The organism is Pseudoalteromonas sp. P1-13-1a, from assembly GCF_001401875.1.
Lineage (GTDB): Bacteria > Pseudomonadota > Gammaproteobacteria > Enterobacterales > Alteromonadaceae > Pseudoalteromonas.
Genome location: NZ_LKDV01000005.1, coordinates 107,136 through 131,748, shown reverse-complemented (window position 1 = coordinate 131,748; position 24,613 = coordinate 107,136). Strand labels below are relative to the sequence as shown.

The following is a 24,613-nucleotide window of genomic DNA, read 5'->3' as shown; positions in this document are numbered from 1 at the left end:
TATAAAGCATTTTGTTTTATATAAATGTTCGACCTTTAGCTAACAACAATAAAGAGAGCACACACATGATATATGCAAATCCAGGCAGCGATGGCGCACTAGTAAACTTTAAAAACCAATACGCTAATTATATTGGCGGGGAGTGGGTAAAGCCTGTAAACGGCCAGTACTTTGATAATATAAGCCCGGTAAACGGTAAGGTATTTTGCCAAATACCTCGCTCCGACAAAGATGATATAAACCTAGCACTCGACAAAGCGCATGCCGTGCGGGAGCAGTGGGGAACAACATCAGTTACTGAGCGCAGTAATATACTGTTAAAAATAGCCGACCGAATTGAGCAAAATCTAGAATTACTAGCCGTTGCCGAAACATGGGATAACGGTAAAGCCATTCGCGAAACACTCGCGGCTGATATTCCGCTAGCGGCCGATCATTTTCGCTACTTTGCAGGGTGCCTGCGCTCGCAAGATGGCAGTATTGGCGAAATTGACGAAACCACGGTGGCGTATCATTTTCACGAACCGTTAGGTGTGGTTGGGCAAATTATCCCGTGGAACTTCCCTATTTTAATGGCCGCATGGAAACTTGCCCCAGCTCTTGCTGCAGGTAACTGTGTGGTACTAAAACCAGCCGAACAAACTCCAGCATCTATTTTAGTTTTAATGGACATTATTGGTGACTTACTGCCTGCAGGCGTACTTAATATTGTAAATGGGTTTGGTAAAGAAGCAGGCGAAGCACTGGCCACAAGTAAACGCATTGCTAAAATTGCATTTACAGGCTCTACACCTGTTGGCTCACATATTTTAAAATGTGCTGCTGAAAACATTATTCCCTCAACGGTAGAGCTTGGCGGTAAATCGCCCAATATATTTTTTAATGATGTAATGGAAAAAGACGACGCGTTTTTATCCAAAGCTATTGAAGGCGCCGTACTTGCTTACTTTAACCAAGGTGAGGTATGTACCTGCCCGTCACGATTATTTATTCAAGAAGATATATACGAGCAGTTTATTGAGCGAATACTCGAGCGCACTCAACAAATTAAACGCGGTAACCCACTCGACAGCGACACCATGGTGGGCGCTCAAGCTTCAAAAGCACAGTTTGATAAAATACTGAGTTACATAGACATAGGTAAAAAAGAAGGTGCAGAGGTACTTACAGGTGGCAATGTAGAGCAGCTAAATGACGATTTAAACGGCGGTTATTATATACAACCTACGCTGCTTAAAGGCACCAACGACATGCGTGTGTTTCAAGAAGAAATTTTTGGCCCTGTTATTTCTATGTCGACCTTTAAAGATGAAGCCGAAGCACTTGAACTTGCCAACAGCTCAGAATTTGGCTTAGGCGCAGGGGTGTGGAGTAGAAACATGAACCGTGCTTATCGTATGGGTCGTAAAATAGAAGCAGGGCGAGTGTGGACCAACTGTTACCACATGTACCCAGCACATGCTGCATTTGGTGGGTATAAAAAATCAGGAATAGGGCGAGAAACACACAAACTGGCACTCGATCACTACCAACAAACTAAAAATTTATTAGTGAGCTATAGCGAAGACCCGCTCGGCTTTTTTTAATAAAGCAGTTCAAGCTTAAACACAACAACCATTAAGTAATGAGGGCGCTGCATATTTGCAGCGCTTTTTATTCACAGTGCTCACAACGCTACTTTAAGCGTGTTGTAATATATAAGTACAATATCAGCCGTATTAGATACGTTAACAAAACGGTTGTATGGTATGAGTTTTATAAAAAATTAATTCATAGTTAGCTAGTTATTTACATAAGATTATTTGATGACTAAGATAAGCACATTGTAATTTACGAAACTTTTACCGTCTATAAAACGATAAAGGCCTCAGAGAGAGTAACTAACTTTTTATCAACGATATGGAGATCACTATGTACCCAAAAGAATTTTACATCCTACCTGAAGAGCTTTTCCGCCTCGGAAATGCTTCAAGTCCTCGTCTATCGAATGTTCGAGCTCGTGATGTTGATGTTACAACCGTAAATGGAATTAAGGTTATTATCGCAAATGGAAAAGGGATCAGCGTTTTCGATATAGAAGGTATAAACAATGCACCAATGACTGGTTGGGTTTGGAGGTTTCCACCGAATACCCAGCCGCCTCATGGATTGAAGATGGTTCAGGATAAGCCACACCATTACTGTATTTCTCCCACTCGGAATATGCCGGTTGATAAGTTCAAGGGGCTTCTTGAGGAAATGGCTCTAAAAGCATCTCGAGTATTTAAGAAAGAAGGAAAGGTTGTATGAGTCAGTTCAAGCTTGAACTTGCAGGATCAGAGCTAAAATACGTGCTAGAGGGTCTCATAGCACTTGAACAAGAAATGGCAAAAATATGTGAAACGTCAGATGACTCAGATGAGGTTGCTGATGTAGGCAATGATTTAATTGAGCTGCGCTTGTTACTAAACCCTTTGAAGGAGAGAGCTATCAGTCAGTTCGGAGATAGTATAACTGATTTTTCGCGGGATGAGTTATAAATTAAAAAGTAAGTTTGGTGTCAATATCTAATTTGAACCCATTTAGGGTTTCAGATGACACCATATCTCACCATTGAATTCATGATCGCTACCAGTTTTCGTATGAACGTAATGATAAATAAATTACAAAGCACAATAATCCACACCCATCTTAAACTTTGCAACTTACGAATCCCTAGATTCTAAATAGGTTAAATAAAGTGGGTGTCATCATAATTTGTTTTCTTTATTATTTAGAGTTTTTTTATTTCAACGTGCTTTTATTCACAGTGCTCACAAGGCTACTTTAAATGTGTTGTAATATATAAGTACAATACCAATCGCGTTAAATAATTCATCACTTGCGCTAAAAAAGGACTTTATGATATTAACTTTTTATAAAAAGCGGCTCTAAAAATGTGCAGTGATTTATGCATTGTCGGATATTACTGATCTCCCCCATTTTGGTGTGTTACAGCATTAATGGAAATTTCTTTATAGTTAACCAATTGTTTACAGGTGGTTATTTGCTGGCTAAGATAAAAACATCGTAATATAGGGGCATTTATTGGTTTATAAAACGACAAATGTTGTAGACGAAGTTGTTATGCGCCCCAAGAGGATGGATGGTAATTTATGAGGAATAAGATTTGGCGATAGAATCACCTTTATTTCAGAGCGCTATGGAGTTACTTGGTCACTCTATAACCCACTACAATGGTAAGAAAGAATTAGATCGAAAATTGCTAATTTTGCATTTAGCAAATGCTGTAGAACTAGTCTTAAAAGACTTAGTGCTTGACGCTGGTGAATCAATATACAAAGGGCCCAAAGAAACAATTACTATCCAAGGTTGCCTTAAGGTCTTGCAAGATAAATCAATAAGCTTACCTCTGCTGAACAAAATAGAGCTCTTGATAGATGAAAGAAATGCTCTACAGCATCGCTTCGGTTCACCAAACGAATTGACTAGCATTTTCTATATGAATATCGCAGAGAACTTTTTTCGAGAGGTGCTTAAAACTCATTACGATCAGGAATACGATGAAGTTATCAATCAATTCGCTGACGAATCAGACTTGCTAGAATATAAGCTAAATGACCCAACTAATGATCAAGAGCTAGATAAACTTAAAGATTTAGCAAAAATACACCCATTGGGTGCATTGCTCTCTGCTTGGACTTACATTGAAAAAGAAATCGAAGAATTTGCAGAGAAAACAAGCTTAAATTTCCTACGTCGTCGTCCTTCAACAATAGACTTAGTCAATGGGCGTTGGGAAAAATTTGGTGTCGTCGTACCAAACGCACTTAGTGAACGTTTTAACGAAGCACGTCGATTAAGAAATATGGCTGCACATGGCCGCATCGAACCGACGACGGAAGATGTTATATCCTCTGTGGAGACAATCGAGGTATTTGAAAAGTATTTACTAAATCTAGATAAAGCTAGCATCAAGGAATACGCTGAGATTGAGAAAGAAAGGCTTGAAAAAGAAAGGCAAGAATATCTTGAAAAACGAGCAAAAGAAAAGCAACAGCTAGAAATCATTGATATGTTCGGCGGTACAGGCGCATAACAAACTGTTTAAGAGTGATTTGCAACACGTGGCATTTTCACCATGCGTTGGTTTTAGTGTTTAAGGTGGTATGCGGGAGCTTCGGTATTGCGTTGCTCACACCTTAACAGGGCGTTAGGTGCTTCTGAGAAATTAATGGTCAAATCAGAGATAAGACAGTTCTTAAAGGAAATCCGCACTAAATTTCCCGACGTTGTGCCTCTCATGGAAAAACATGAAAAATGGGCACTCACATTCCTAATGGAAGAGTTCGCAAATTTGACAACCATTTTGTTTAATCAAGGTAATTTAGAAGAAGCATTAGAACAGTTGCAGTACATGAGCGAAAAATTAGATACGGCAACCAAAGCAGAATTCGAATACATAGATGTATATTATACAGAGCACTTATTCTGGAAAGGTACAAAAGAAGGTATTGAGCGTGGCTGGCCTCTCGTGCCAGACAATCTCAAAAAATTATACTTGGGCTTTCATGATAAAGCCCCTAGGGTAGTGGTTTAAATATGCACGTACCTAATAACCCAATCAACACACTCACTTCGTTCGCTGGGACGCAAACACATGGGCTGCGTCGCTTCGATCCAAATTATAGCCCATGTGTTTCCGCCCCTAAGCAGGGTGTTATGAGGTGCTTTAGATAGTATGCAGAATATAAATCCATGGCTTTGGTCAGCTTTTGTTTTGTCTCTTTCAGGAGTTTTTTTTAGGTGGGTGTTTGGTAATACGTTTGTGAGCTTTTTTCTTGCCGTATTGTTAGCTTTAGCGATAGTACCTTTAGTTAAAAAAATTCAGAGAAAGAATTAACAAGACACCCATCCAAACTTTGCGTTTTTTGATGCCCAGATTCTAATTGGTTAAATAAAGTAGGTGTCATCATAATTTGTTTTTTTGGGTACAAACTAATTGCCTTAACACATAAAACTATATAACTTATTAAAGTGGATACATTTTATAAAAGTCATTTTATTTATTAGCAGGAACGCCGAATGAACAATAAAATACTCAAATCATCTACCGCTACGTATCAAAGTGGTGTTGCAAAAGCCGATGGTAAATTTTATGTAACGCAAGGTGAAGTACGTTTTGAGCCATACAATGAAAGTGCTGGTTTAGGGCCTCATACTTTTACACGAAGCGCAATCGTAAAAATTGAAAAGTCAGCAGGGACAGGCGCAGGCATTTTACCACTAACAAGCGATGCCATAACAATCACTTTAGATAATGAAGATACTTATGACTTTATTTTAGCAAACCCCGATGAATGGATTCGTCTACTCAAGCATTAAGCAATCTCTAGAGCTGGCATTTAGGTAAAAATAAACGAAGCACCCATCTTAACTTTGCAGTTTAGTAAAATATGCATTAGATTTTTGCCTAAAAAATAGACTAGTTGTTTTGTGGTAATTGCAATTAGGCTTGGTTAAAACAAAATACAATCACTGTATTATGCGCTACATGGGGCAGGGGATTTTTATAAGCACGATGTGGCATATAACGGCATTGATTGGACAACTAATGTATTGCTTGAGCAAATAAAAGCGTTATAAAAAAGCCGCTTGTTAAAACAAGCGGCTTAACTATTCTAACTAGGGAATAATTTAAAACGTGTAACGGGCACCAATTGAGTAGCGTGGGCCGTACTGATTAGCAAATAAAAACTGCTCTTCGTAACGGCCGTAGCCTTCTTCGGTGGCATTATTTAAGTTTATGCCATCAAAAAATACGGTTACGTTTTCGTTTACATCGTAGTTTACGCTCATATCCCATTGGCCGTAGGCTTTAGCATATTGCGGTGGTGCATCGGCTGAGCCTTGTGCTTGGCCAACACCAATTAAGTACGAGTCGCGCCATGCGTAAGTAATTTTAACCGATAAGCCGTCTTTTTCGTAAAAGCCTTGAAAGTTAGCAGAGTCACTTAAACCTGTAAGCGGCGCTTGTTGGTCTAGGCTTTCGCTATCAAATTCTACATCGCCATCTACAAACGTGGCGTTAACACCTACACCAAAGCCGGTTTCGCCAATTAAGTGCTGAACAGCCACTTCAAAACCATCTACCGATTTGCTGTCGGTGTTTTGTGGCTGGCTTATGTTCCATACCATAAGTGGGTCATCGCTATTTGGCTCAATAACGCCATTCGCATTGCCATAACCATTGCTGATCATTTGCGCAAAAATTGCGTCGGTAGTTGCTTGCTCGCCGCGCGATTCAATGTCGCTCACAGCTTGTAAGTAACGCGGGCCGTTTAAAATGTCGTATAGGCCTTCAATTGTGGTTTGCGTAATGGTGGTTTGAATAAAGTTATCTACGTCTTTTTTAAAGTAACCAACAGAGGCATAGCTGCCTTCTGCGTAGTAATACTCTAGTGATAAGTCGAGATTGGTTGATTCAAACGGTAGTAAGTTTGTATTACCTTGGCTACCCGTGCGCGAGCCTGGTTTAGGGCTGCCTGTTAAGCTACGGCCACCGGCTAAATCACCCAGTGGTGCACGCGACATAGTTTTACCCCATGAAACACGGGCTACAACGTCTTCGGTTAAATCAACACTTACATCGATTGACGGTAATAGTATGTCGTAATCGCCTTGCTGCTCTAAGAAGTTATCATCGCCGCCGGCTGCATATTGCATTATCCACTCTGATGCGCTGATCCAGTTTACTTGCTCTTCAACACGTTGGCGTACTGTGCTGGTCACATCTGTTTGTTCGTAGCGTAGACCTGCGTTTACTTTTACGTAGTAATCGCTTACGTCAAACTCCCAGCTTGATTGAATATAAAAGCTGTTTGTGATTTCTTCTACGTAGCTTTCGCTATCAATACCATCCATGTAAGCGTTGGCTGCGTATGCATCGCCACCGGTTACATCTGCTGTTAAATAAGCCATTTGGCGAGCTACGGCTTCATCAAAATCAAAGGTGTAGTAGTAGCTTGGTTGTAAGTCGCTGCCGCCGCCATCAAATTGATCTAAAAGGCCTGATGTATCCTGGCGAGTAAACATGCTGTCTGGGAATATTTCTGTGTACGATGGGTTAAAACCAGGGCCACCCACTAAGCCACTCCATGCAGTGTAACCGCCGGTGTTTTGCTCAGTGCGTGATGCACCAAATTTTACTTTAACCAGGCCAATATCAAAGTTTTCGTTGTACCACGTGGTGTGTAGTTGCAACTGCTCAATATTTGATTCACCCGGCGAGTGCGTAAATTGGCTAAAGTTAGAGTCAATTTCGCCTGGCGTTAATTCGCTTGTGCCGTTTAACCAGTTAACTTGAGCACTTGGGATTTCGCCTGTGCGGTAATCATAAATTTTGTTTGCTAGCTGATCAGAGCCTAAAATAACTTGGCCAGTACTGCCTAGCCCGCTGTCGGCGCCGTTATCGGTTTCATTTTTAGAGTCATGGTAATCAAGCTCAACGTGCCATGTGTCGTTAATTTCCCACTCTAGGTTTAAACCAATAGAGCGTGCTTTTACTTCTGTGGTGCCTTTGTTGGCTGTAAACGAGGCATCATTACCGCTAATATCGGCATAAACAGCGGTGCCGTTTTCATCAAGCTCGTAGCCATTAATATTGCTACCAAAGTCGTTCCAAATACCCCAGCCAATACTTTCGGATCCCGTAACCGCTTTACTTGCTGTGTAATCAAGTGTGGCTACAAAGCCATCAACCGGTTCAAATTGAAAAGTAACTTGGCCGTTAGTACGTTCACGCTCTACATCTTCAATAGAGTAGTTCATGTCTTTAGGGAAGTAGTAGTTACCTGATGGGTCTGTACGGTTATCAACAACGTTACTGCTATCTAATTCAGGTAAATCAACATTGGCTTGCCAACCTTGGATATTGGCGCGTTGTTTTTGAAAGTCGCGTTCTTGGTGCGAAAACGAAAAACCAAAACCAAATCTGTCATCTGCAAATGTGTTGCTATAAACAGCAGAAAGCTCAGGCGTTACATCATCACCGGCTTCGTTTGATGAGTCGTGATTTGCTTTAACTGTGGCTGAAAAATTTTGACCTGGCTTTTGAAAAGGGCGCGCAGTAGAAATGTTTACCGTAGCACCTAAACCACCGCTTGGTACATCGGCGCGCGCTGTTTTAAATACTTCTAAAGCACTTACGCCTTCAGAAGCAATGTTTTCAAGGTTGTACGAGCGCGTATAACCTGTGCCTGGCATTTGGCGGCCGTTTAACGTAATTAAGTTAAACTCTGGGCCAAAACCACGTACGGTAATTTGGCTACCTTCACCGTTTGCACGACTCACCGATACACCGGTAATGCGTTGTAATGATTCTGCTAAGTTGGTGTCTGGAAATTTACCCATTTCTTCTGCTGAAATGGCATCTACTACGCCCGATGAGTCTCGCTTCATATCCATAGAACGAATAAGTGAACCACGAATACCTTTTACTTCAATAACTTCTACATCAGGAGATGCTGCTGTGTCTGCTTCGGCGGCAATAGCCGTATTTAACGTGCTCGCAGCAATGATAAGAGACACAGAAGCCGCAAGTTGGCTCTTTTTAAAATTGAATGTGTTCATAATAGCTCTGCTTTATAAAATGTTGTTGTGTAGCAATAGGCGCCATGCGCCTATTGTAGTGTGTTTTTATGGATTCGCGATAATCACGTTATCTATGCGGTATAGTGCGCCGTTGCCCATATCCCACGTAGGAAAAACCATGATCACGTTTATAGCGCTAATATCTAGGCCCGCATCAAACAGTTGCCCAATAGGGAAGGTGTATGTTTGCCACTCACCTGTAACCGGTGTTTGCCCTTCAACGCTTTGATTTAATGCCAGCTCTACTGCGCTTGAAGCGCCAATTGATTCAATTTTAAATAACCATTGAGCATCTACATTTGAGGGTGCTGTTATTACTTTTAAATCAAACTGTACAACGCCATTTTCTAACAGGGCTGATGCATCAAACGATACGTCTTCATCGGCTAAAAAGCCCATTACAGTAGGTGTTGTACCAATGCTAAACTGTGCCACTGCGCCGTGCTGATCATCGTCGGTTTCTGTAGTCGGTGTAGAGCCGCCACAGCAATCCCAAATACTCCACTGATCGGCGACTGTATCTGTAAATACGTTTAGTTCACCAGAGGCAAATGGCGCTGCATTAGGGTTGTAAATTTTAACGTTATCTACACGGTAAACCGCGCCTTCACCTGCGCCCCATGCCGGAAAAATCATAAGTACATCAATTGCACTTACATCAAGGCCTGCACCTGCGAGATCTGATAACTTAAATGTATAAGTTTGCCACTCGCCAGTTACTGGCGCTACACCTTCAACACTTTGCGTTAGTTCAAGCTCTGCAAACGATGTTGCGCCATTTGCTTCTACTTTAAATAACCACGGTGTAGCAGGGTCGCTTGGAGTAGATGTTACTTTTAGGTCAAACTGAATAACGCCTTCATCTAAAATGCTGCTAGCATCAAATGATTCACCTGCACCACCTGCTTCAGTACGGCTGTTAAAGCCCATAACTGTAGGCTCTGCACCAATACTAAACTCGGCAGTTAAACCGTGTTCTTCATCGTCCATTGCTTCAACAGGTGTTGAGCCGCCACAACAATCCCACATTGGCCATGCTAGGTTTTGCTCATCTTCAAAAATGGTTAGCTCTGGTGATGCGCCTAGGTTGTCTTGTGTAATTTCAACGTCGTCAATTAGAAAGGTTGCGCCTTCGCCCGTGCCCCACTCAGGAAATACCATAAGTACGTCAATTGCACTTACGTCCAAATCTAAGTCAGCAAGGTCAGAAAGTAAAAATGTGTAGGTTTGCCACTGACCCACTACAGGTGCTTGGCCTTCAACACTACTTGTAAGCGGCATATCTGCATCGGTTGAGGCTTCTGTGCTTTCAAGTTTTACAAACCAAGGTGTGTCTGGCACGCTTGGTGCGCTTGTTACTTTCATTTTAAAGCGTACGTAGCCTTCTTCTAGCATAGGTGATGCATCAAAAGGCGTTGCAGCGCCGTTTTCGTCAGTAATAAACGCATCGCGGCTAATAAAACCAACTACTGTAGGCTCGCTGCCTATTGTAAATTCAACAACGTCGCCTTGTACTTCATCACTTACAATTGCAGGTGTAGAGCCACCACAACAATCCCATGCTGGCCAGTTAGGGTTAAAGCTGTCGCCAAAAATAGTTAATGGGGTCGCAATACCGGTAGATGGCGGGCTAGGAATAGGCGCTTCGCCCTCTAGCAGGGCATCGTCTAGGCTATCGTAACCTGGGCGAATAGTTTCACACCCTTTGCCGGTATCTGGGTTTGATGCACATTGATAAACGCGTACGTAGTCAATTGCAAACGTTTGACCGTTTTCAAATGCGCTGGCATCTACGCCTAACTCATTTACATTTTCTGGCCAGTCGCCACCTACGGCTAAATTTAACAATAAGTGAAAGTCTTTATCGTAAGGTGCGCTATCCCAGTGGGTTTCAAGCTCCCCAGAGCCTTGTTCGAAATATTCTGCAAACCAACCGCGGTGAGCAAGGCCTACCGCTTCGCCATTGGCATTAGTGCGTACTTCTGATTGGCGCTGTGTGGCGTATAGGTAGCCATCAACGTACCAGCGTATTTCACCTTCTTGCCATTCTACTGCGTAAGTATGAAAATCATCTGCTGGGTTGCTATCTTCCGGAAATTTATATTCTTGGCCTGTGTAGCTGTTATCTGGCCATGCACGGCCATAGTGCAATGTTCCATGAATGCTTGATTCAACACCGCCATCTTCGTCAGCAGTTTTTAGGTTTACTGATTCTAAAACATCAATTTCGCCTGAGCGTGGCCATGTACCGTATTCTTCATCGGTTGGTAACATCCAAAATGCAGGCCAGCTGCCTTGTCCCGAAGGTAGCTTTGCACGTACTTCAAAGCGGCCATAAGTAAAATCAGCATTATAGCGGGTATTTAAACGCGCAGAGGTGTAGGGCTTTTCAGCGCCTTCTGTCGCTGGTAGGGCAACAATGTTTAACACACCGTCTTGTATAAAGGCGTTTTCTTCGCTGTCGGTGTAACATTGTTTTTCGTTGTTACCACCGCCATCGCAGTTTAATTCAAAGTTCCATTTGTTAGTATCAATGGCTGAGCCTTCAAACTCGTCGCTCCAAACTAATTGCCAATCTGAAACTGGCTCAGAAGCGTCGATATTTTCAAAATTAGATGTTGTGGCAGAGTCGCCACCACAGCCTGCTAAAGATGCTAATGAAATAGCAGCCAGTAAGCGAGCAATGTGTGTTTTTTCAATGTTCATAGCTGAACCCCGGTTTCACAGAATGTTGTCAGAATGTGTGCTTAAACTTATTTAAAAGAACTCTATTCATTTTTTTGTAAGCGCTTACATTTGCCATGTGTTTTTGTAAGCGCTTACAAATAATGTTGCGCGCTACGTAAATGGTCAACATATTTGTGTACTTTATTTACATTTAGTTTACGGTAAGACCAGTTTACCAAGCCGGCTATTTATTAAAATAGTAGTTTAATCATGGGGTTGTATTTTTACTCTAGGTTTTGGTCAGCTAGTATGCAACATTTTTAAAGCGCACTTAGCGGAGTAAGAGAGTCATTAACCGGGTTTTTAATCGGTACATTTGTAAGATTATATTGCGTTATTTCACCTGCTTACGGTGTGTAAGCAGGTAAAATATAGTTACAGGCTAGTTATTTTTAAAAGGCATAATGAGCAACGCCCAAAGGGAGGCATTTTGTTTTTGGCTTGGGTATTCTTTTAAGCCAATATCGATGTTGTTATCGGCTTTTTGCGCTTCATTTTTGTAACTACCAAACAGTTTGTCCCACCAAATAACGCTAAATCCGTAGTTTGAATTGGTTTCGCTTACACGTTGGCTATGGTGAATACGATGCAGTATTTGGGTCATTAAAATTAATCGAAGTGGTTTTTCTATAGCTTGTGGTAAGCGTATATTTGCGTGGTTAAACAGCGCTAAACCGTTAAGTGCTATTTCAAATATTAATACAGCAATAGCGGGTACACCCAAAGCGGTAACGGCAATCAATTTTATAACTATGCTGAGCACAATTTCGATAGGGTGAAAACGCAAACCTGTGCTGGTATCTACGTGCGCATCGGCGTGGTGTACACGGTGCAAGCGCCACAAAATAGGCACCTGGTGAAATAGCCGGTGCTGCCAATAAATAAGTATATCAAGCAGTAATATGCTTAAAATAATAGCAACACTACTTGGTATGGCTATTTGATTAAATAAACCGATACCGTGCTCTTGGTTATAAAGCGCGACGGCAGTTAAGCCTATTGGCACACTTAAGCGCGCAATTAATGATGAAGCAAACACCAGCCCAAAATTAGCAAACCATCGGGTGTTATTTTTTATAGGTGATTTACGTGCAGGCATGCGCGATTCTAGCAGCATCATAATAACCAAAATGCTAAAAAAGAATCCTAGTCGCCACCAAATTTCATTACTCATTGGCTTGTGTAACCTCATCAGCTTCTTGGCGTTTTAACGTGTTATACCCACCATGTATACGTGTAAAAATGGTAATAGCGCATGCAGTGGCAAAAATACTCGCCATTATGGTAAAGTGCTGCGGCCAAATACAAAAAGCAATAAACAGCGCTATGGTTTCTGTGCCTTCGGTTAAGCCATTTAAATAGTAAAAGCTTTTGTATTTAAACTGGGGCTTATCGAGCTTAAATTTTTCGGCTGCAATGGCAAAGGCTAAAAAGCTTGAGCCAGTGCCTATAAAGGTGGCCAATAATACCGCACCTGCAATCGCGTTTTGCTCGGGGTTTGCCAAAATAAAGCCAAGCGGAATTGCCGCGTAAAATAAAAAGTCGAGGGTAATATCTAAAAAACCGCCAGCGCTTGAACTTAAATTTGCATATCGTGCCAATGCACCATCTAGCCCATCTAAAATACGATTTAAAGCAATAGCCGCTAACGCTGCGTACCACATTTCATATGCAATTAATGGCACAGCTAATAGCCCTATTAAAAAGCCTGCCACAGTGAGTTGGTCGGGCGTTATACCGCGCTTGTGCACTAACGCTACAACAGGGGTTAACAATGGCTTTATTACTGGGGTGATGTATTTGTCTAACATGCTTAGTGCCTTGTGCTTTTTGTGCGTTTACTTGGCTAAATTTAAGGTGATCAGTTTGCCGTTTGCGGCCTCTGCATCGCTATGATCGTGGGTGACCAGAATAGCGGGCAGTTTATACTCACGTACTTGGTTAAAAACCAGCTCGCGCGTATCTACTCTTAATTGGGTATCGAGCTTGCTAAAGGGCTCATCAAGCAAAATAGCTTTTGGCTCGCTTAATAGCATACGCAGTAAAGCAACGCGGGCTTGTTGCCCACCAGAGAGGTTGTCGGGGTGGCGATTAGCCATGCCTTTCAATCCTACTTGTTCAAGGGCGTGCTCTATTTTTTCAAGGCGCTGTTTTTTATTGCCTTTAGGCATAGCAAAGGCAATGTTACCGCTTACCGACAAATGCGAAAATAATAACGCATCTTGATAAAGCACGCCTATGTGGCGTAAATGTGCGGGTAAGTTATTAATATTTTCGCCGTTAAGCCACACTTCGCCATTTGCGCTAAAGCCGCTGGGTAATGTGCCGGTAAGCCAGTTTAATAAACTTGATTTACCACTGCCTGATGGCCCCATAATAGTAAGTATTTCGCCGCCTTTTACCTGCTCGTTTAAGCTTAGTAATTGCTCGTGTTGACGATAAAGCTCACAATTTTTAATCTCTAAAGATGACTGCATTAAAAACCTTTTAATTTATGGGTTAGCGATGTGCGCTTTTAAAAAAGTACTTAGGTAAAACCCACGCCAGTATAAAGCCAATGAGTGGCAATGCCATTTGCATAATGGCATACACCGCACTGGTACGCCTACTTGCGCCATTTGCAAGGGTAACCGCTTCGGTTGTGATGGTTGCTATGCGCCCGCCACCGGCTAAAAGTGTAGGTAAATATTGGCCAAAGCTAATGGCCAAACCAAGTGCGGCCGCAATTAAAATAGGGGCAAATAACTGGGGTAATTTTACTTGTAAAAACACTTTGCAGGGTGTTGCGCCAAGGCTTGCTGCTACATGAGCAAAGCGAGGGTCTAATCGCCTATAACTGCTCGCAAGCGATAAAAACACATACGGCAGTACAAACAATAAATGGGTAAATACCACATTAAAAAACGCGGCTTGGTTATTGACTAGTTGTTGCAGCCACACTAGGCCAAATAAAAACGCAATACTTGGCACAAGCAGCGGTAAATAAATAATTAAGCTGGTAAAGCGCGACATGGGTTTGGCACTTAATTGCTCTGACTCTAAGCACAAAAGCGTAATTATAATGGCAAATAACGTTGTTACTAACCCTATAGCAAGGGTATTAAAAAGCGGGCTTTGCATTTGCATTAGCGCGCTTTTAAAGTGAAGTAGCGTAAGCTGCTCAGGCAAAGCCGCCGGAAAGCGCCAAAAACCAGCGACAGACCACATAATCAAGCCAATTAACGAGAGCAATATAAAGCTAATTACAAATACTGTAAGGACGGTCGTTATTTTTTGCCAATAAATGCCGCCGTATTCTCGCTCGCCATTGGTGAGTAAATCATTAAATAATGCTTTTATCGCTTTTTCGCCGCCAAGCCAAAATGCTAACAATCCAGCAGTAAGCACAAGCTGCAATAACGCCCCAGCAGACGCTTTAATACGCAGGTTTAAATCTACATCGTTAAACCAGTGCATAATCGCCACGGCAAGTGTTGGCGGGGTATTTGGCCCTAGAATAAGAGGCATTTCTACACTTGCGCTGGCATAAGCCAATACGGCTAAAATGGGTAGGCGCAGTAATGGATAAAGGCTTGGCAATATTACTTTAAAAAAAGCAGTCATAGGGCAGTAGCCTAAATTAAGCGCTACTTTATGTTGCTGGCGCAGCTTTTTGCCAAGCTCAGGTTGGGCAAGCACACCTAGCGCCATTAACAGTAAAAAAGGCAGCTCTTTAAGCGTTAGCCCTAAAATTATACTAATGCCAAACGAGTCATGCGGAAACATGCCGTTAGGGGCAAGCTCCCAACCACTTAACCACGGCGATACTAAACGCGAGATCATACCCGAAGGAGCAATTAAAAAACCAACGGCTATAGCCGCTGCCGCGTGGGGTATTACCAATATTGGGCTCAGTAAACGTTGAATACGGTTAAGCCACGGGCTATTAAAAAATGCCGCTAAAATCATTAACGTAATGACAAAGGCAAGTAAGGTACTTATTAATCCGGTGCCAACACTTAGCATCACCATATGTGTTAGGCCGGGTGTTTGCATAAGCATAGTAAAGCCATGTAGGCCAAACGTTGTATGCTCAAGTACCGGTGCATAGCCAAAAGCGGGCAATAGCACGCTGATTAAACCGCCTATTACAGGCAAAATTAGCAATGCCAGTAAAAAGCGTGGGCTTAATTTTACAATGCGGGTGAACATATCAGTGCTGCAATGCGTTGTTGCTTTAGTATTTACAGCTACACTTTTTGAAATAACGCTCATTGGTTTACTCCATAACGCGCTTGCCACCCTTGCATAATAGCGTTTACCCAGCTTGGGTGTGGCTCGCTAAGCGTGCGTTTAATACTATTTAAAGGCAGCGCGCTTGGGTGTGGTTGCGTTGTTTTAAATAAGGCTTGTTGCTGTGGTGTTAGCGTTGATTGAATAAGTACTGTTTTATCGCCCCATATATGCGCTTTTTGTTTTTGAGCTTGCGCCTCTGGGCTTAATAAAAAATTAGCCACTAACTGCGCACCTTGCTGGTGGCTTGCATTATAAGGAATAGCCACAAAGTGGGTGTTAGTTAAACTGCCATCTTGCATTGCATAACTGCGAATACTTTTTGGTAAATCATAACGTTTAACGGCGGCAGGTACTTCGGGCGCAGAAAACGTAAACGCGATGCTTAGCTCGGTGTCGCCTACTAAACGGCGCATTTGCGCGCCACTTTGCATAAAGTGTTTGCCACCGCGCCAAAGTGTTGGGTGCAGCTTATTTAAAAAGTCCCATAATGGACTTAATATTTGGGCTGTGTTTTTAGCTGTAGCAGGCTGATTTAACTGCGCTTTAAGTGTGTCATCACTTTGTTGATGTAGCATAACAAGCGCGTATTTTAAAAAGCTCATGCCTAAAAAATCAGGGGGTTTGGGGTAACTAAAGCGCCCTGGGTTTTGTGCGCTCCAGCTAAGCAATTGGTTTAAGGTTGTGGGTAGTGTGTTATTGGCAGTGCCGTCAATTGCTAAACTGTCGTAGTAAAAGGTGAGCGAAGCTTGGCCCCAAGGGGCTTCCATTCCATTAGTGGGTATTCCAAAATCAAAATTAACCGCAGGGTTATTGCTAGGGTCGGTGTAGCTAAAATTAGGCAGCTTATTAGCCCATTGTTTAAGTAATAATGAGTGCTCGCTCATGGTGGAAAAGTTAGCACCGTTTATCCAAATTAAATCTACGCTGCCTTTATCGTTATTATTTGCTGATTTTTCGGCCAGTACGCGGCTTACAGCTTCGCTGGTATCACTGAGCTTTACGTGTACTAAGTTAATGTTGTATTTAGCTTTTACTTGTTTTGCAGCCCATTGGATATACGCATTTATTTGCGCATCACCGCCCCACGCATAAAAATACACGCTTTGGTTTTTACCTAAGCTTTCAACTTGCTGCCAACGGCTTTGTAATTGTGTACTTGCTAGGCTTTTAAAGCTAATAACTAGGCAAATGCAAAACGCGACACAGCATAAGCTGTATCGCGATAATGTTTGCCATAATTTATTGGCGAGCATTTAAATCCCAGTTGTAATCTAAAAACTTAATCTTCATGTTATCGTTTTTAAGGGCTATTTGCTGTGCAGGGGTTAAGTTAAGTGCTTTAGGGTGTTGCAAAAAAAACTGCTGCAATGTGTTTGCACCTTTAAAACCTTGTTCAAAATCATCGCCGTACCACTTAAATATTGAAGACACACTGAGCGTGTTATCTTGCGCTATATTACGGGTTGTGTCTGATAAAAAACGTACCGTTTGCTCTTGTAGTTGTGCTTCTAATGTATCAGCAGTATACGCTTCTTCACGAAGTGCAGGGCAGCCAATACTTGCACAATTTACAGCAAAGTGAATACGTGGATCGTTGTATTTACCACTGCCACGTATTAAACCATGTTCTATATCATCAAGGCTGCGCGTTTTACCAAGTAATGGCACAAACTCTTTGCTCCATGGTGAGCTAAAAAAACTGCCTAAATCTTTAATCGATTTAAGGTTTGGGTATTTTGTTAATATAAGCTCAACAGTAAAGGCGTTATATGCGTTGATTAAAAACGCCAGCTGCTTTGGTTTTTCCCATTTATCAAACTCATTTTGCGTAACCGCCGATAACGAATCTAAATAGGTTTTAAGCTCGCTGTGCTTAGCTTTAATTGCTGCATAATCAACCTCTGTGCTGTGGCCATGATTAATAGCTACAACATGATTGTTTAATAACGCATTCCAGCTGTCGTGCATGTTTTGGGCATTGCTCGCAAACGATGTTGCAAGCAAAGCAGACCCTAATAAGAGCGCTTTTAAAGGTGTTTTAAACATATTAGCCTCTGCGCCATGTGTGGTATTTTTCAAGCATGTTAAGTACTTTTTCAGGTGCGTGAGCGCGTTTCCACTCACCCGCTGCGTACTTATTACCTTCAGCCCACGTAGGGTAGCTGTGAATAGTGCCTAGTATTTTGTTAAGGCCTAAACCGTGTTTCATTGCCAGTACAAACTCAGCAATTAAATCGCCAGCGTGCTCAGAGACCACAGTAACACCGAGTATTTTGTCTTTACCCCTAGGGGTAATTACTTTTATAAAGCCTTTTGTTGCGCTGTCGGTAATGGCGCGGTCTAGCTCTTCAAATTCAAAGCGAGTGATTTCATAATCTATGCCTTTATCAATAGCGTCTTGTTCGTTTAAGCCAACACGTGCTACTTCAGGGTCAATAAATGTGGTCCATGGAATAACACGGTAATCGACTTTAAACTTTTTAAGGTTACCAAATAAGCCATTTACTGCTGCGTACCAGCCCTGATGAGCGGCTACATGCGTAAATTGATACGGGCCTACAATATCGCCTGCCGCAAAAATGTTAGGGTAGAGCGTTTCTAGGTATTCGTTAGTGACTACAGTGCGATTAGTTTCTATGCCAAGCTCTTCAAGGCCGTACCCTTTAAGACGAGCGCTTCGGCCAACAGCACATAGGAGCTCGTCGTATTCAATATCGATTTCGGTATCGTTATGTTTTACCACAATGAACTTTTTACCATCGCGTGCTTCACAGCGCAGTGCCTGATGCGAGGTTAAAATGTTTACGCCACTTTCGGTTAGCGCTTCGTGAGCAAAGGTAGACACTTCTAGGTCTTCTTTGATCATAATGCGTTCAGCCATTTCAATTTGCGTAACGCTTGAGCCTAAACGGGCAAAGCTTTGAGCAAGTTCGCACCCAATTGGGCCGCCGCCAAGTACAACCAGTTTTTTAGGGGCTTCATCTAGCTCAGCAAATTTAGTCCATAATGTATCGCTTGTTACATAGCCTGTTTCTTCAATACCAGGAAGTGGAGGTACAAATGGGCGTGCGCCGGTTGCAATAACAATTGTACGAGCAGTTAACGTTTGCGTGCCGCCATCGTTAAGTTTAATTTCTACAGTCCACGGGTCTAATAATTTACCGTAGCCTTTAACCACATCTACACCTAAGTTTGTGTAACGCTCAACGCTATCATGTGGTGCGATGTCGGCAATAACTTTATGTACACGTGCCATTACTTTTTTAAACGAAAACTGCGGCGTCGCGTTTTCAAGGCCGTAGTGTTCCCCGTGGCGAATTTGCTCAGCAATTTTAGCACTTTTAATAACGGCTTTACTTGGCACACACCCATAGTTTAAACAGTCGCCGCCCATTTCGCCGGCTTCAATTAGGGTTACTTTGGCTTTAACGGCTGCTGCAATGTAGCTTGTTACTAAGCCGCCAGCTCCAGCGCCAATAACAATCATGTTGCGGTCGAACTTTTTAGGCTTAGTGTAATTTTTGTATACGCGACGTTTTTTAAACACGTTTAGGATTCCTTTAGCAATAAATGGGAACACACCCAATAAAGCGAACGACAAAATAAGATCGAGCGATAAAATGCCAGATAAGCTTTCAATTTGCGCAAGTTGCGTACCTGCGTTTACAAATACAAATGTACCCGCCAGCATGCCTACTTGGCTTACCCAGTAAAAGGTCCATGCTTTAATTGCAGTAACACCCATCAATAAGTTAATTAAAAAGAACGGAAATACTGGCACTAGCCTAAGCGTAAATAAGTAAAAGCCACCTTCTTTTTCAACGCCTGCGTCAATAGCGTCTAGGCGCTCAGGAAAACGTTGTTTAATTGTATCGCGCAGTAAGTAACGCGATACTAAAAAGGCAAGTGTAGCACCTACCGTAGAGGCAAACGATGCAACCAATAAGCCTTCAATTAAGCCAAATAACGCACCTGCGGCCAGTGTTAATATAGCCGCACCCGGTAAAGAAAGAGCCGTTACCACTACGTATAATAAAAAGAAGCCCCCAAAAACCAATAATGGTGATTGCGCTTTATATTGGCTAAATTGATCCATCGACCCTTTTAAGCCTTCAAGCGTAAGTAGCTGGTGTAAATTAAAGTGAAAGAACATGCCTATTACGACCGCTGCAATCAATATCAAAAATAGTTTTTTTATCATGTTCTCTCTCTTAAAACGTCCTTAAAAATTATGTGAAAGTGTTAGTTTTGCGTTAATTGGTAATTCTGGAAAAGCCAGCGTTGCGCCAAAGTAACCACCTTCAAATACTGGGCGCCAGTTTTTTTGATTAGTGACGTTGTTTACATCTAATCGCAACTTAGTGCTAGGCGTAAATGCGTAGCTAGTATTAACGTTTAGTGTATATTGATCACGAATTTTAACTGTTGCCAAAAAGTCTAATGGGTAACTCTTTGTATATAGACCTGAAAAACCCATTTGCCATTTCGAATTAATTGAATAATTTCCGTTAAAACTGAACGACTGCTCAGGAATGCCCTGAACTTGGCGGTTTGAAGGTGCAAACGCGGTAAAACTTGGCGCGCCAACACCGGTACCTGCAATAATATCTGGACGCGAATTGTCAAACGCATCGATTACCTGAGCAGAATCTTGGCTGCTTGCAGAATTGTCGTAACGAGCATCTATGTAGCTATAACCCGCACTTAGCCAATAAGGGTAAGCATCGTAAAATATTTGGCTTTCAAAACCTGTAGTACGAATACCTGTATTGCTGCCGTCGCGATTACGTAAACTGCGGCGCTGGCTAAATACCGCGCCATCAGCGTACCAATCGCTGTCGGTTGGGGCGTACTTTAAACCAAACTCAACTAATGTGTTTTCGGTTGCAAAATTTTGTGCGCTAATGGTGTTATCGCTGCCAAGCGATGTACCGCCAGCCATACTGTTTGATGTTGCTTCGTTATAACTTGCTGTACCATAGGTGGTGTAATCGGCATTTAATTTATAATTAAAGCTAACTTGGCCAGAATGCAGGGTTTCGTTAATGCTATCGCTTGCAGCAACTTGGCCTTGTGGTGCAATAGGGTCGTTTGCTGCTACATCGTAAAAGTCAACGCGGTAACCCACGCTAGTATGAAGTTTATCGCCCCAATCTGAGTCTTGTTGAATAGCAAGCCCTGTTTGCCATGAACGTGAGTCGGTGGTGTCTGATAGGTTAAAGTCGCCGCTGCCATCGTTATCTAAATCGTATTGGCCGCCAGGCGATACAAATACACCAGGACTTAGCTCTACTAAACGCGCCTTTTGTGCATCGGTTAAAGGAATGCGGCGGTTTGAAAGTGGGCCTGTTAAATCAATTGGTAAGTCGGCCTCGGTAGTAAATTGGCTGTAGCCGAGCACTTTATTGTAGCGCACGTCAAAAGCAAAAATTGTTTGCTGGTCACTGTTCCAGCGGTACGTAAGCTCCGTTCGGTTTTGCGCTGTATCAGCGCCGTCTATAATTTCTACAAAGCTGTTTTGGGCTATTTCTTCACGCTGTAAATGCTGAAAATACGTAATGTTTTTAAGTGAGGCATTAGCGCTTAGCTCACGCTTATAAATGCTGTGAATTAAGTAGGTTGTTGCTTCGTTTTGGTTATCAGGGTCGGTAAGTACGGTGCTGCGATCTATTTTTACTTGCCCAGTAGGCGACACAATAGAACCCGCTGCGGGTACGGTACTGCCATTGGCTTGCACGCCTTGGCCGGTAATATAAAGGCCATCATCAATTAAGGCTTGGGTAGGGCGGTTAATACCGGCGTTATCGGTAAATTCAACTTGGTATAGCTCAAAGTTAATATCCCAACTGCTTTTGTCGTCTGGTAATATCCGTAGTGCTGCAAAGAAGCTGTCGCTTTTAGTGCCTGAGTAATCGTAGTAACTGCCTTCATCGAGGTGCTCGTAACTTACTCTAAGGCCAACTTTGTCTTTTATAATCGGCGCTGTGTAATCTACTTGGGCGCTGTATTGATCCCATCGTCCTGCAGAGAGCTTAACCTTACCCTTACTTTCATCTGTAGAAGCAGCTTTAGAATGTAAATTTACAAAACCACCGTTACGTTGGCTTGAGCCAAATAAAACCGGCGGGGCACCTTTTATTACATCTATTTGTTCTATAGAGTTGAACGATAACGGCACACCAAAGCCGTTATTACCTGCTTGGCGGCGTGTACCATCTTGATAAAGCTCACCCAGTTGGCCACGAATAGTCGGTAAACTTGGCGCACCAAAGCCACTTGCAGAGTATGTGTTTGGGCTAACTGCTAGTACGTCTTGTAGGGTTGTAATGTTTAATTGCTCTATCAGCTCGCTTGAAATAGGCGTAACTGAGCGAGCTATATCTTGCAATGCTAGGTTGTCGCCGAAGGGGCCGTTAATAGTGGCATCTTTTACAGAAAGCCCTTGAGATTTAATCGTTTGGCCCGCTACTTCAATACGCTCAATTGAGTCGGTATTAGCTACAGATTGTGCCGCATAAGCATAAAAATTAGGTGTGAGTGAAGCAGCTATAAAAAGTGCCAAATATGAATGTTTCAAAAGGGTTCTCATTTTGGTTAGTGTTAATGTGGCAATAAAGACCTGTAGGTTTGTGAATAACTTTCAGCAATTATTAATTCTTTTTGTTTTTTAGAACGAAACGTTAAAAGTCTAGCATATTGCTTTAAAGCGTTATTCAGTTTTAAGCACTATTTATTGTTTAATAAATGCTGTAGTTAGTTATTGTCTTAATAAGGTTGTAACTTACAAATAGCGGTTTTATACGCATTTAAGCACAATGCAGCGCACCCAATTTATTAAAAAGTTATGCATAAAATGAAATAAAATATGTGTTAAGCGGTCTTGCTAGTTTCACATTAGATTATTTAGTTTTAAGGAAATTTTATGACGGGTACAACAGGTACTGACTTTCAAAATCGTCTGCAATGGTCGCTTTTTTCGCTACGCCTTGGCGTATTTATTGTAATGATTATGTGGACGTTCGATAAGTTTGTTAACCCAGGGCACAGCGCACGAATTTTTGAGCACTTTTATGGGATCAGCGGCTCTACAGATATGGTTGCGTATGTACTGGGGGCGTTACAGCTTATATTAGTATTGGCTTTTTTAGCGGGTATTAAAAAACGCCTTACTTATGGCGTTATATTTGTAATGCACGGCTTATCTACGCTCTCATCTTATAATCAGTATATTGATGGCTTTAATAATTTATTGTTTTTTACAGCGTGGCCAATGTGGGCAGCCTGTTTTGCACTTTACCTATTACGCGAGCAAGACGTTAAATTTACAATTAAGTAGCAGAGCAAAAAAAATGGTTATAAGCCGTAAGGCTTATAACCAATAAGTACACAAGGGAGTGTATGGAAGTTGGTTTAAGTTAAAACTAATGCATGGCATCGTTATATTGTTTAGCTAGGCTTTCTTTTTGCCCCTCAGTTAGGGCTTTACCCGCTAATTGAAATACCTCATGCTCTTCTTCATCTAAATGGTGATGTACTAAGTGGTGCAGTTTTTTAGCTGCAACTAACCACGCCGATGAACTCATTTCGGTGTCTTCAAGTTGTTCTATTAGTTCGTCAATTTCATGATGCTCGGCAACGCTGTGGCGTGCTTTTTCATGTGTTAAATCTTCAAACATAAGTGGGTTATAAAAATAACGCTCTTCAAATTTTGCGTGATCTTCTAATTCGGTTTTTAGCTTGTCCATTAGCTTGTGGCGTTCAGTGGTATCGCCGTGCGTTTGAATAAGAGCATCTACTAACTCGCGTTGTTTGTCGTGATCGTGACGTAGTGCTTCAAAAATATTCATAACTCTTTCCTTGCTGTAATTGCTTTACAAACTTAAAAGCAAGCGAAATGCCAAAGTTTAAGTTGTTGATATATATGAATTAAATGAATTATAAATGCTTGCTATAGAATTGCTCTGTAACTTTTACACATAAAAAGCTGCAATTTTTTCAGATTAAAAGAAGAAGGTTGCTTATCACGCTACATAAGCTTACATATTTTTACTGGTTGGGTATTTTAAAGGGGTGTTAAAGTGGCGCATTATTTAGGTACGAGTTGAAAATACTCGCCTTATATATTTTTTATAAAACTTTAGATATTAGGATAGTTTAAGGATGAACTTAAAAAGCCCCACTACAGCATTAATATTGTGTGTGTTATTAAATGCATGTACTACAGCATCGCATTACAGTAGCCGTTTATGTAGAGAAGAAGCTGAAATGACCGAGCTAAAGGGAATTCAAACAAGCTTAAAGGTTTACAATGAATGTATTAGCGCTCAAATAAAAAAGGATGCTAAAGACGACGCTTTTGTAGATGAAGTAGGTGTGTTTTTTATTGATCTACTTGTTTTGATAACCGACTAACTAAGCAAACTTACAGCTATAATCTAAAGCAAAAGGGTGCATAAAATAGGATTGATGATGAAAGCGGTTTTAGCTTTATTATTGCTGAGTATATTTTTAACGGGCTGTGCGGCAAAGCCTTATGCGGGCTCTGCAAAATGTATGGAGCAAGCTGATATAGCTTATGAAACCAATATACATAAAAATGAGCCGCTAAATAATGAATGCAAAGCTACAAAAGTAAATACGCCTAATAAAGAGTTTGAGAATCATAGTATTGTTGATAGAAGTCTTTTACAGCTAATTGTTAGTTTTTTAAACGGTATATTTAGATAATTAAAATACAATTAAATAAGGTATGTATGCAGGAAGAACTAAAAGCAAAAATTATAGCTGTATGCGATAAAAAAATAGCAGCCAAAGGCGAAAACGTAGGTCTTTCTTTTTACGCTTTTTTTGCAAATAAAAACGACAATCCAGAGCTGCTGATGCAAGCCGCTACGTGGTGGATACACACCCATAAGTTAGATCACTTTGAAAAAGCGATAAAAATAAAACAAATGATTATAGAAGGGCAGTAATAACGTAT

The 24,613-nt window shown here is 41.6% G+C and carries 21 protein-coding genes; 10 read left to right on the top strand and 11 right to left on the bottom strand.

Features of this window, described 5'->3' with window-relative positions:
* Window positions 1–65: 65 nt before the first annotated feature.
* The 6 genes from AN391_RS05720 to AN391_RS05695 all read left to right on the top strand — a co-directional run bounded on the left by AN391_RS05720 (window position 66) and on the right by AN391_RS05695 (window position 5,364).
* Window positions 66–1,586: an aldehyde dehydrogenase family protein gene (locus AN391_RS05720; RefSeq protein ID WP_055014504.1), complete on the top strand. Its 1,521-nt coding sequence runs from the start codon at window positions 66–68 to the stop codon at window positions 1,584–1,586.
* Window positions 1,587–1,911: 325 nt separating this feature from the next.
* Window positions 1,912–2,289, top strand: a complete 378-nt coding sequence (locus AN391_RS05715; protein WP_055014503.1) for a hypothetical protein — start codon at window positions 1,912–1,914, stop codon at window positions 2,287–2,289.
* The gene (locus AN391_RS05710; protein ID WP_055014502.1) at window positions 2,286–2,519 is read left to right on the top strand and encodes a hypothetical protein; all 234 of its coding nucleotides are present in this window, start codon (window positions 2,286–2,288) and stop codon (window positions 2,517–2,519) included. Before AN391_RS05715 ends, AN391_RS05710 begins: the two co-directional genes overlap by 4 nt.
* Window positions 2,520–3,148: 629 nt before the next feature.
* Entirely contained in the window at window positions 3,149–4,078 is a 930-nt protein-coding gene (locus AN391_RS05705; RefSeq protein ID WP_200910091.1) for a hypothetical protein, read from the top strand.
* 135 nt (window positions 4,079–4,213) lie between these two features.
* Window positions 4,214–4,579, top strand: a complete 366-nt coding sequence (locus tag AN391_RS05700; RefSeq protein WP_055014501.1) for a hypothetical protein — start codon at window positions 4,214–4,216, stop codon at window positions 4,577–4,579.
* 485 nt (window positions 4,580–5,064) lie between these two features.
* On the top strand, window positions 5,065–5,364 hold the full coding sequence (locus AN391_RS05695) for a hypothetical protein (RefSeq protein ID WP_055014500.1): 300 nt from the start codon (window positions 5,065–5,067) through the stop codon (window positions 5,362–5,364).
* A 312-nt stretch (window positions 5,365–5,676) separates the two neighbouring features.
* Here the strand turns inward: AN391_RS05695 and AN391_RS05690 are convergent, their stop codons facing one another.
* The 10 genes from AN391_RS05690 to AN391_RS05645 all read right to left on the bottom strand — a co-directional run bounded on the left by AN391_RS05690 (window position 5,677) and on the right by AN391_RS05645 (window position 22,210).
* Entirely contained in the window at window positions 5,677–8,610 is a 2,934-nt protein-coding gene (locus AN391_RS05690; protein WP_055014499.1) for a TonB-dependent receptor, read from the bottom strand.
* Between the two features lie 66 nt (window positions 8,611–8,676).
* The gene (locus AN391_RS05685; RefSeq protein WP_055014498.1) at window positions 8,677–11,337 is read right to left on the bottom strand and encodes a glycoside hydrolase family 16 protein; all 2,661 of its coding nucleotides are present in this window, start codon (window positions 11,335–11,337) and stop codon (window positions 8,677–8,679) included.
* 403 nt (window positions 11,338–11,740) lie between these two features.
* On the bottom strand, window positions 11,741–12,532 hold the full coding sequence (locus tag AN391_RS05680) for a sterol desaturase family protein (protein WP_055014497.1): 792 nt from the start codon (window positions 12,530–12,532) through the stop codon (window positions 11,741–11,743).
* Window positions 12,525–13,169, bottom strand: a complete 645-nt coding sequence (locus tag AN391_RS05675) for a CDP-alcohol phosphatidyltransferase family protein (RefSeq protein ID WP_055014496.1) — start codon at window positions 13,167–13,169, stop codon at window positions 12,525–12,527. The genes AN391_RS05680 and AN391_RS05675 overlap by 8 nt, the downstream gene beginning before the upstream one ends.
* A gap of 27 nt (window positions 13,170–13,196) precedes the next feature.
* The gene (locus AN391_RS05670) at window positions 13,197–13,835 is read right to left on the bottom strand and encodes an ATP-binding cassette domain-containing protein (RefSeq protein WP_055014495.1); all 639 of its coding nucleotides are present in this window, start codon (window positions 13,833–13,835) and stop codon (window positions 13,197–13,199) included.
* A 22-nt stretch (window positions 13,836–13,857) separates the two neighbouring features.
* Window positions 13,858–15,612, bottom strand: coding sequence for an ABC transporter permease (locus AN391_RS05665; protein WP_055014494.1), 1,755 nt, complete (start codon window positions 15,610–15,612; stop codon window positions 13,858–13,860).
* The gene (locus tag AN391_RS05660; RefSeq protein WP_055014493.1) at window positions 15,609–16,886 is read right to left on the bottom strand and encodes an ABC transporter substrate-binding protein; all 1,278 of its coding nucleotides are present in this window, start codon (window positions 16,884–16,886) and stop codon (window positions 15,609–15,611) included. The genes AN391_RS05665 and AN391_RS05660 overlap by 4 nt, the downstream gene beginning before the upstream one ends.
* Window positions 16,873–17,679, bottom strand: coding sequence for a DUF547 domain-containing protein (locus AN391_RS05655; RefSeq protein ID WP_055014492.1), 807 nt, complete (start codon window positions 17,677–17,679; stop codon window positions 16,873–16,875). Before AN391_RS05655 ends, AN391_RS05660 begins: the two co-directional genes overlap by 14 nt.
* A gap of 1 nt (window position 17,680) precedes the next feature.
* Entirely contained in the window at window positions 17,681–19,834 is a 2,154-nt protein-coding gene (locus tag AN391_RS05650) for an FAD-dependent oxidoreductase (protein WP_055014491.1), read from the bottom strand.
* A gap of 21 nt (window positions 19,835–19,855) precedes the next feature.
* Window positions 19,856–22,210 (bottom strand): TonB-dependent siderophore receptor, encoded by a 2,355-nt coding sequence (locus AN391_RS05645; protein WP_055014534.1) that lies wholly within the window; start codon window positions 22,208–22,210, stop codon window positions 19,856–19,858.
* A 345-nt stretch (window positions 22,211–22,555) separates the two neighbouring features.
* Here AN391_RS05645 and AN391_RS05640 point away from each other — a divergent pair, with 345 nt between their 5' ends.
* Complete coding sequence (locus AN391_RS05640) at window positions 22,556–22,969, top strand: hypothetical protein (RefSeq protein ID WP_055014490.1); 414 nt, start codon at window positions 22,556–22,558, stop codon at window positions 22,967–22,969.
* An 85-nt stretch (window positions 22,970–23,054) separates the two neighbouring features.
* Here the strand turns inward: AN391_RS05640 and AN391_RS05635 are convergent, their stop codons facing one another.
* A complete protein-coding gene (locus tag AN391_RS05635; RefSeq protein ID WP_055014489.1) occupies window positions 23,055–23,480 on the bottom strand; it encodes a hemerythrin domain-containing protein in 426 nt (141 codons plus the stop codon).
* Window positions 23,481–23,793: 313 nt separating this feature from the next.
* Here AN391_RS05635 and AN391_RS05630 point away from each other — a divergent pair, with 313 nt between their 5' ends.
* Genes AN391_RS05630 through AN391_RS05620 form a run of 3 tightly spaced genes read left to right on the top strand, consistent with a single transcriptional unit; the run spans window position 23,794 to window position 24,605 of the window.
* Window positions 23,794–24,045 carry a hypothetical protein gene (locus AN391_RS05630; protein WP_055014488.1) on the top strand — a complete coding sequence of 84 codons (252 nt, stop codon included), beginning with the start codon at window positions 23,794–23,796 and terminating at the stop codon, window positions 24,043–24,045.
* 57 nt (window positions 24,046–24,102) lie between these two features.
* Window positions 24,103–24,360 (top strand): hypothetical protein, encoded by a 258-nt coding sequence (locus AN391_RS05625; protein WP_055014487.1) that lies wholly within the window; start codon window positions 24,103–24,105, stop codon window positions 24,358–24,360.
* 26 nt (window positions 24,361–24,386) lie between these two features.
* The gene (locus AN391_RS05620) at window positions 24,387–24,605 is read left to right on the top strand and encodes a DUF6500 family protein (RefSeq protein ID WP_055014486.1); all 219 of its coding nucleotides are present in this window, start codon (window positions 24,387–24,389) and stop codon (window positions 24,603–24,605) included.
* Window positions 24,606–24,613: the final 8 nt, after the last annotated feature.

What these genes read in the sequence shown, in the direction of transcription:
- AN391_RS05720 (WP_055014504.1), top strand. Translation starts at nt 66, where the DNA reads ATGATATATGCAAATCCAGGCAGCGATGGCGCACTAGTAAACTTTAAA.
- AN391_RS05715 (WP_055014503.1), top strand. Translation starts at nt 1,912, where the DNA reads ATGTACCCAAAAGAATTTTACATCCTACCTGAAGAGCTTTTCCGCCTC.
- AN391_RS05710 (WP_055014502.1), top strand. Translation starts at nt 2,286, where the DNA reads ATGAGTCAGTTCAAGCTTGAACTTGCAGGATCAGAGCTAAAATACGTG.
- AN391_RS05700 (WP_055014501.1), top strand. Translation starts at nt 4,214, where the DNA reads ATGGTCAAATCAGAGATAAGACAGTTCTTAAAGGAAATCCGCACTAAA.
- AN391_RS05695 (WP_055014500.1), top strand. Translation starts at nt 5,065, where the DNA reads ATGAACAATAAAATACTCAAATCATCTACCGCTACGTATCAAAGTGGT.
- AN391_RS05690 (WP_055014499.1), bottom strand. Translation starts at nt 8,610, where the DNA reads ATGAACACATTCAATTTTAAAAAGAGCCAACTTGCGGCTTCTGTGTCT.
- AN391_RS05685 (WP_055014498.1), bottom strand. Translation starts at nt 11,337, where the DNA reads ATGAACATTGAAAAAACACACATTGCTCGCTTACTGGCTGCTATTTCA.
- AN391_RS05680 (WP_055014497.1), bottom strand. Translation starts at nt 12,532, where the DNA reads ATGAGTAATGAAATTTGGTGGCGACTAGGATTCTTTTTTAGCATTTTG.
- AN391_RS05675 (WP_055014496.1), bottom strand. Translation starts at nt 13,169, where the DNA reads ATGTTAGACAAATACATCACCCCAGTAATAAAGCCATTGTTAACCCCT.
- AN391_RS05670 (WP_055014495.1), bottom strand. Translation starts at nt 13,835, where the DNA reads ATGCAGTCATCTTTAGAGATTAAAAATTGTGAGCTTTATCGTCAACAC.
- AN391_RS05665 (WP_055014494.1), bottom strand. Translation starts at nt 15,612, where the DNA reads ATGAGCGTTATTTCAAAAAGTGTAGCTGTAAATACTAAAGCAACAACG.
- AN391_RS05660 (WP_055014493.1), bottom strand. Translation starts at nt 16,886, where the DNA reads ATGCTCGCCAATAAATTATGGCAAACATTATCGCGATACAGCTTATGC.
- AN391_RS05655 (WP_055014492.1), bottom strand. Translation starts at nt 17,679, where the DNA reads ATGTTTAAAACACCTTTAAAAGCGCTCTTATTAGGGTCTGCTTTGCTT.
- AN391_RS05650 (WP_055014491.1), bottom strand. Translation starts at nt 19,834, where the DNA reads ATGATAAAAAAACTATTTTTGATATTGATTGCAGCGGTCGTAATAGGC.
- AN391_RS05640 (WP_055014490.1), top strand. Translation starts at nt 22,556, where the DNA reads ATGACGGGTACAACAGGTACTGACTTTCAAAATCGTCTGCAATGGTCG.
- AN391_RS05635 (WP_055014489.1), bottom strand. Translation starts at nt 23,480, where the DNA reads ATGAATATTTTTGAAGCACTACGTCACGATCACGACAAACAACGCGAG.
- AN391_RS05630 (WP_055014488.1), top strand. Translation starts at nt 23,794, where the DNA reads ATGAACTTAAAAAGCCCCACTACAGCATTAATATTGTGTGTGTTATTA.
- AN391_RS05625 (WP_055014487.1), top strand. Translation starts at nt 24,103, where the DNA reads ATGAAAGCGGTTTTAGCTTTATTATTGCTGAGTATATTTTTAACGGGC.
- AN391_RS05620 (WP_055014486.1), top strand. Translation starts at nt 24,387, where the DNA reads ATGCAGGAAGAACTAAAAGCAAAAATTATAGCTGTATGCGATAAAAAA.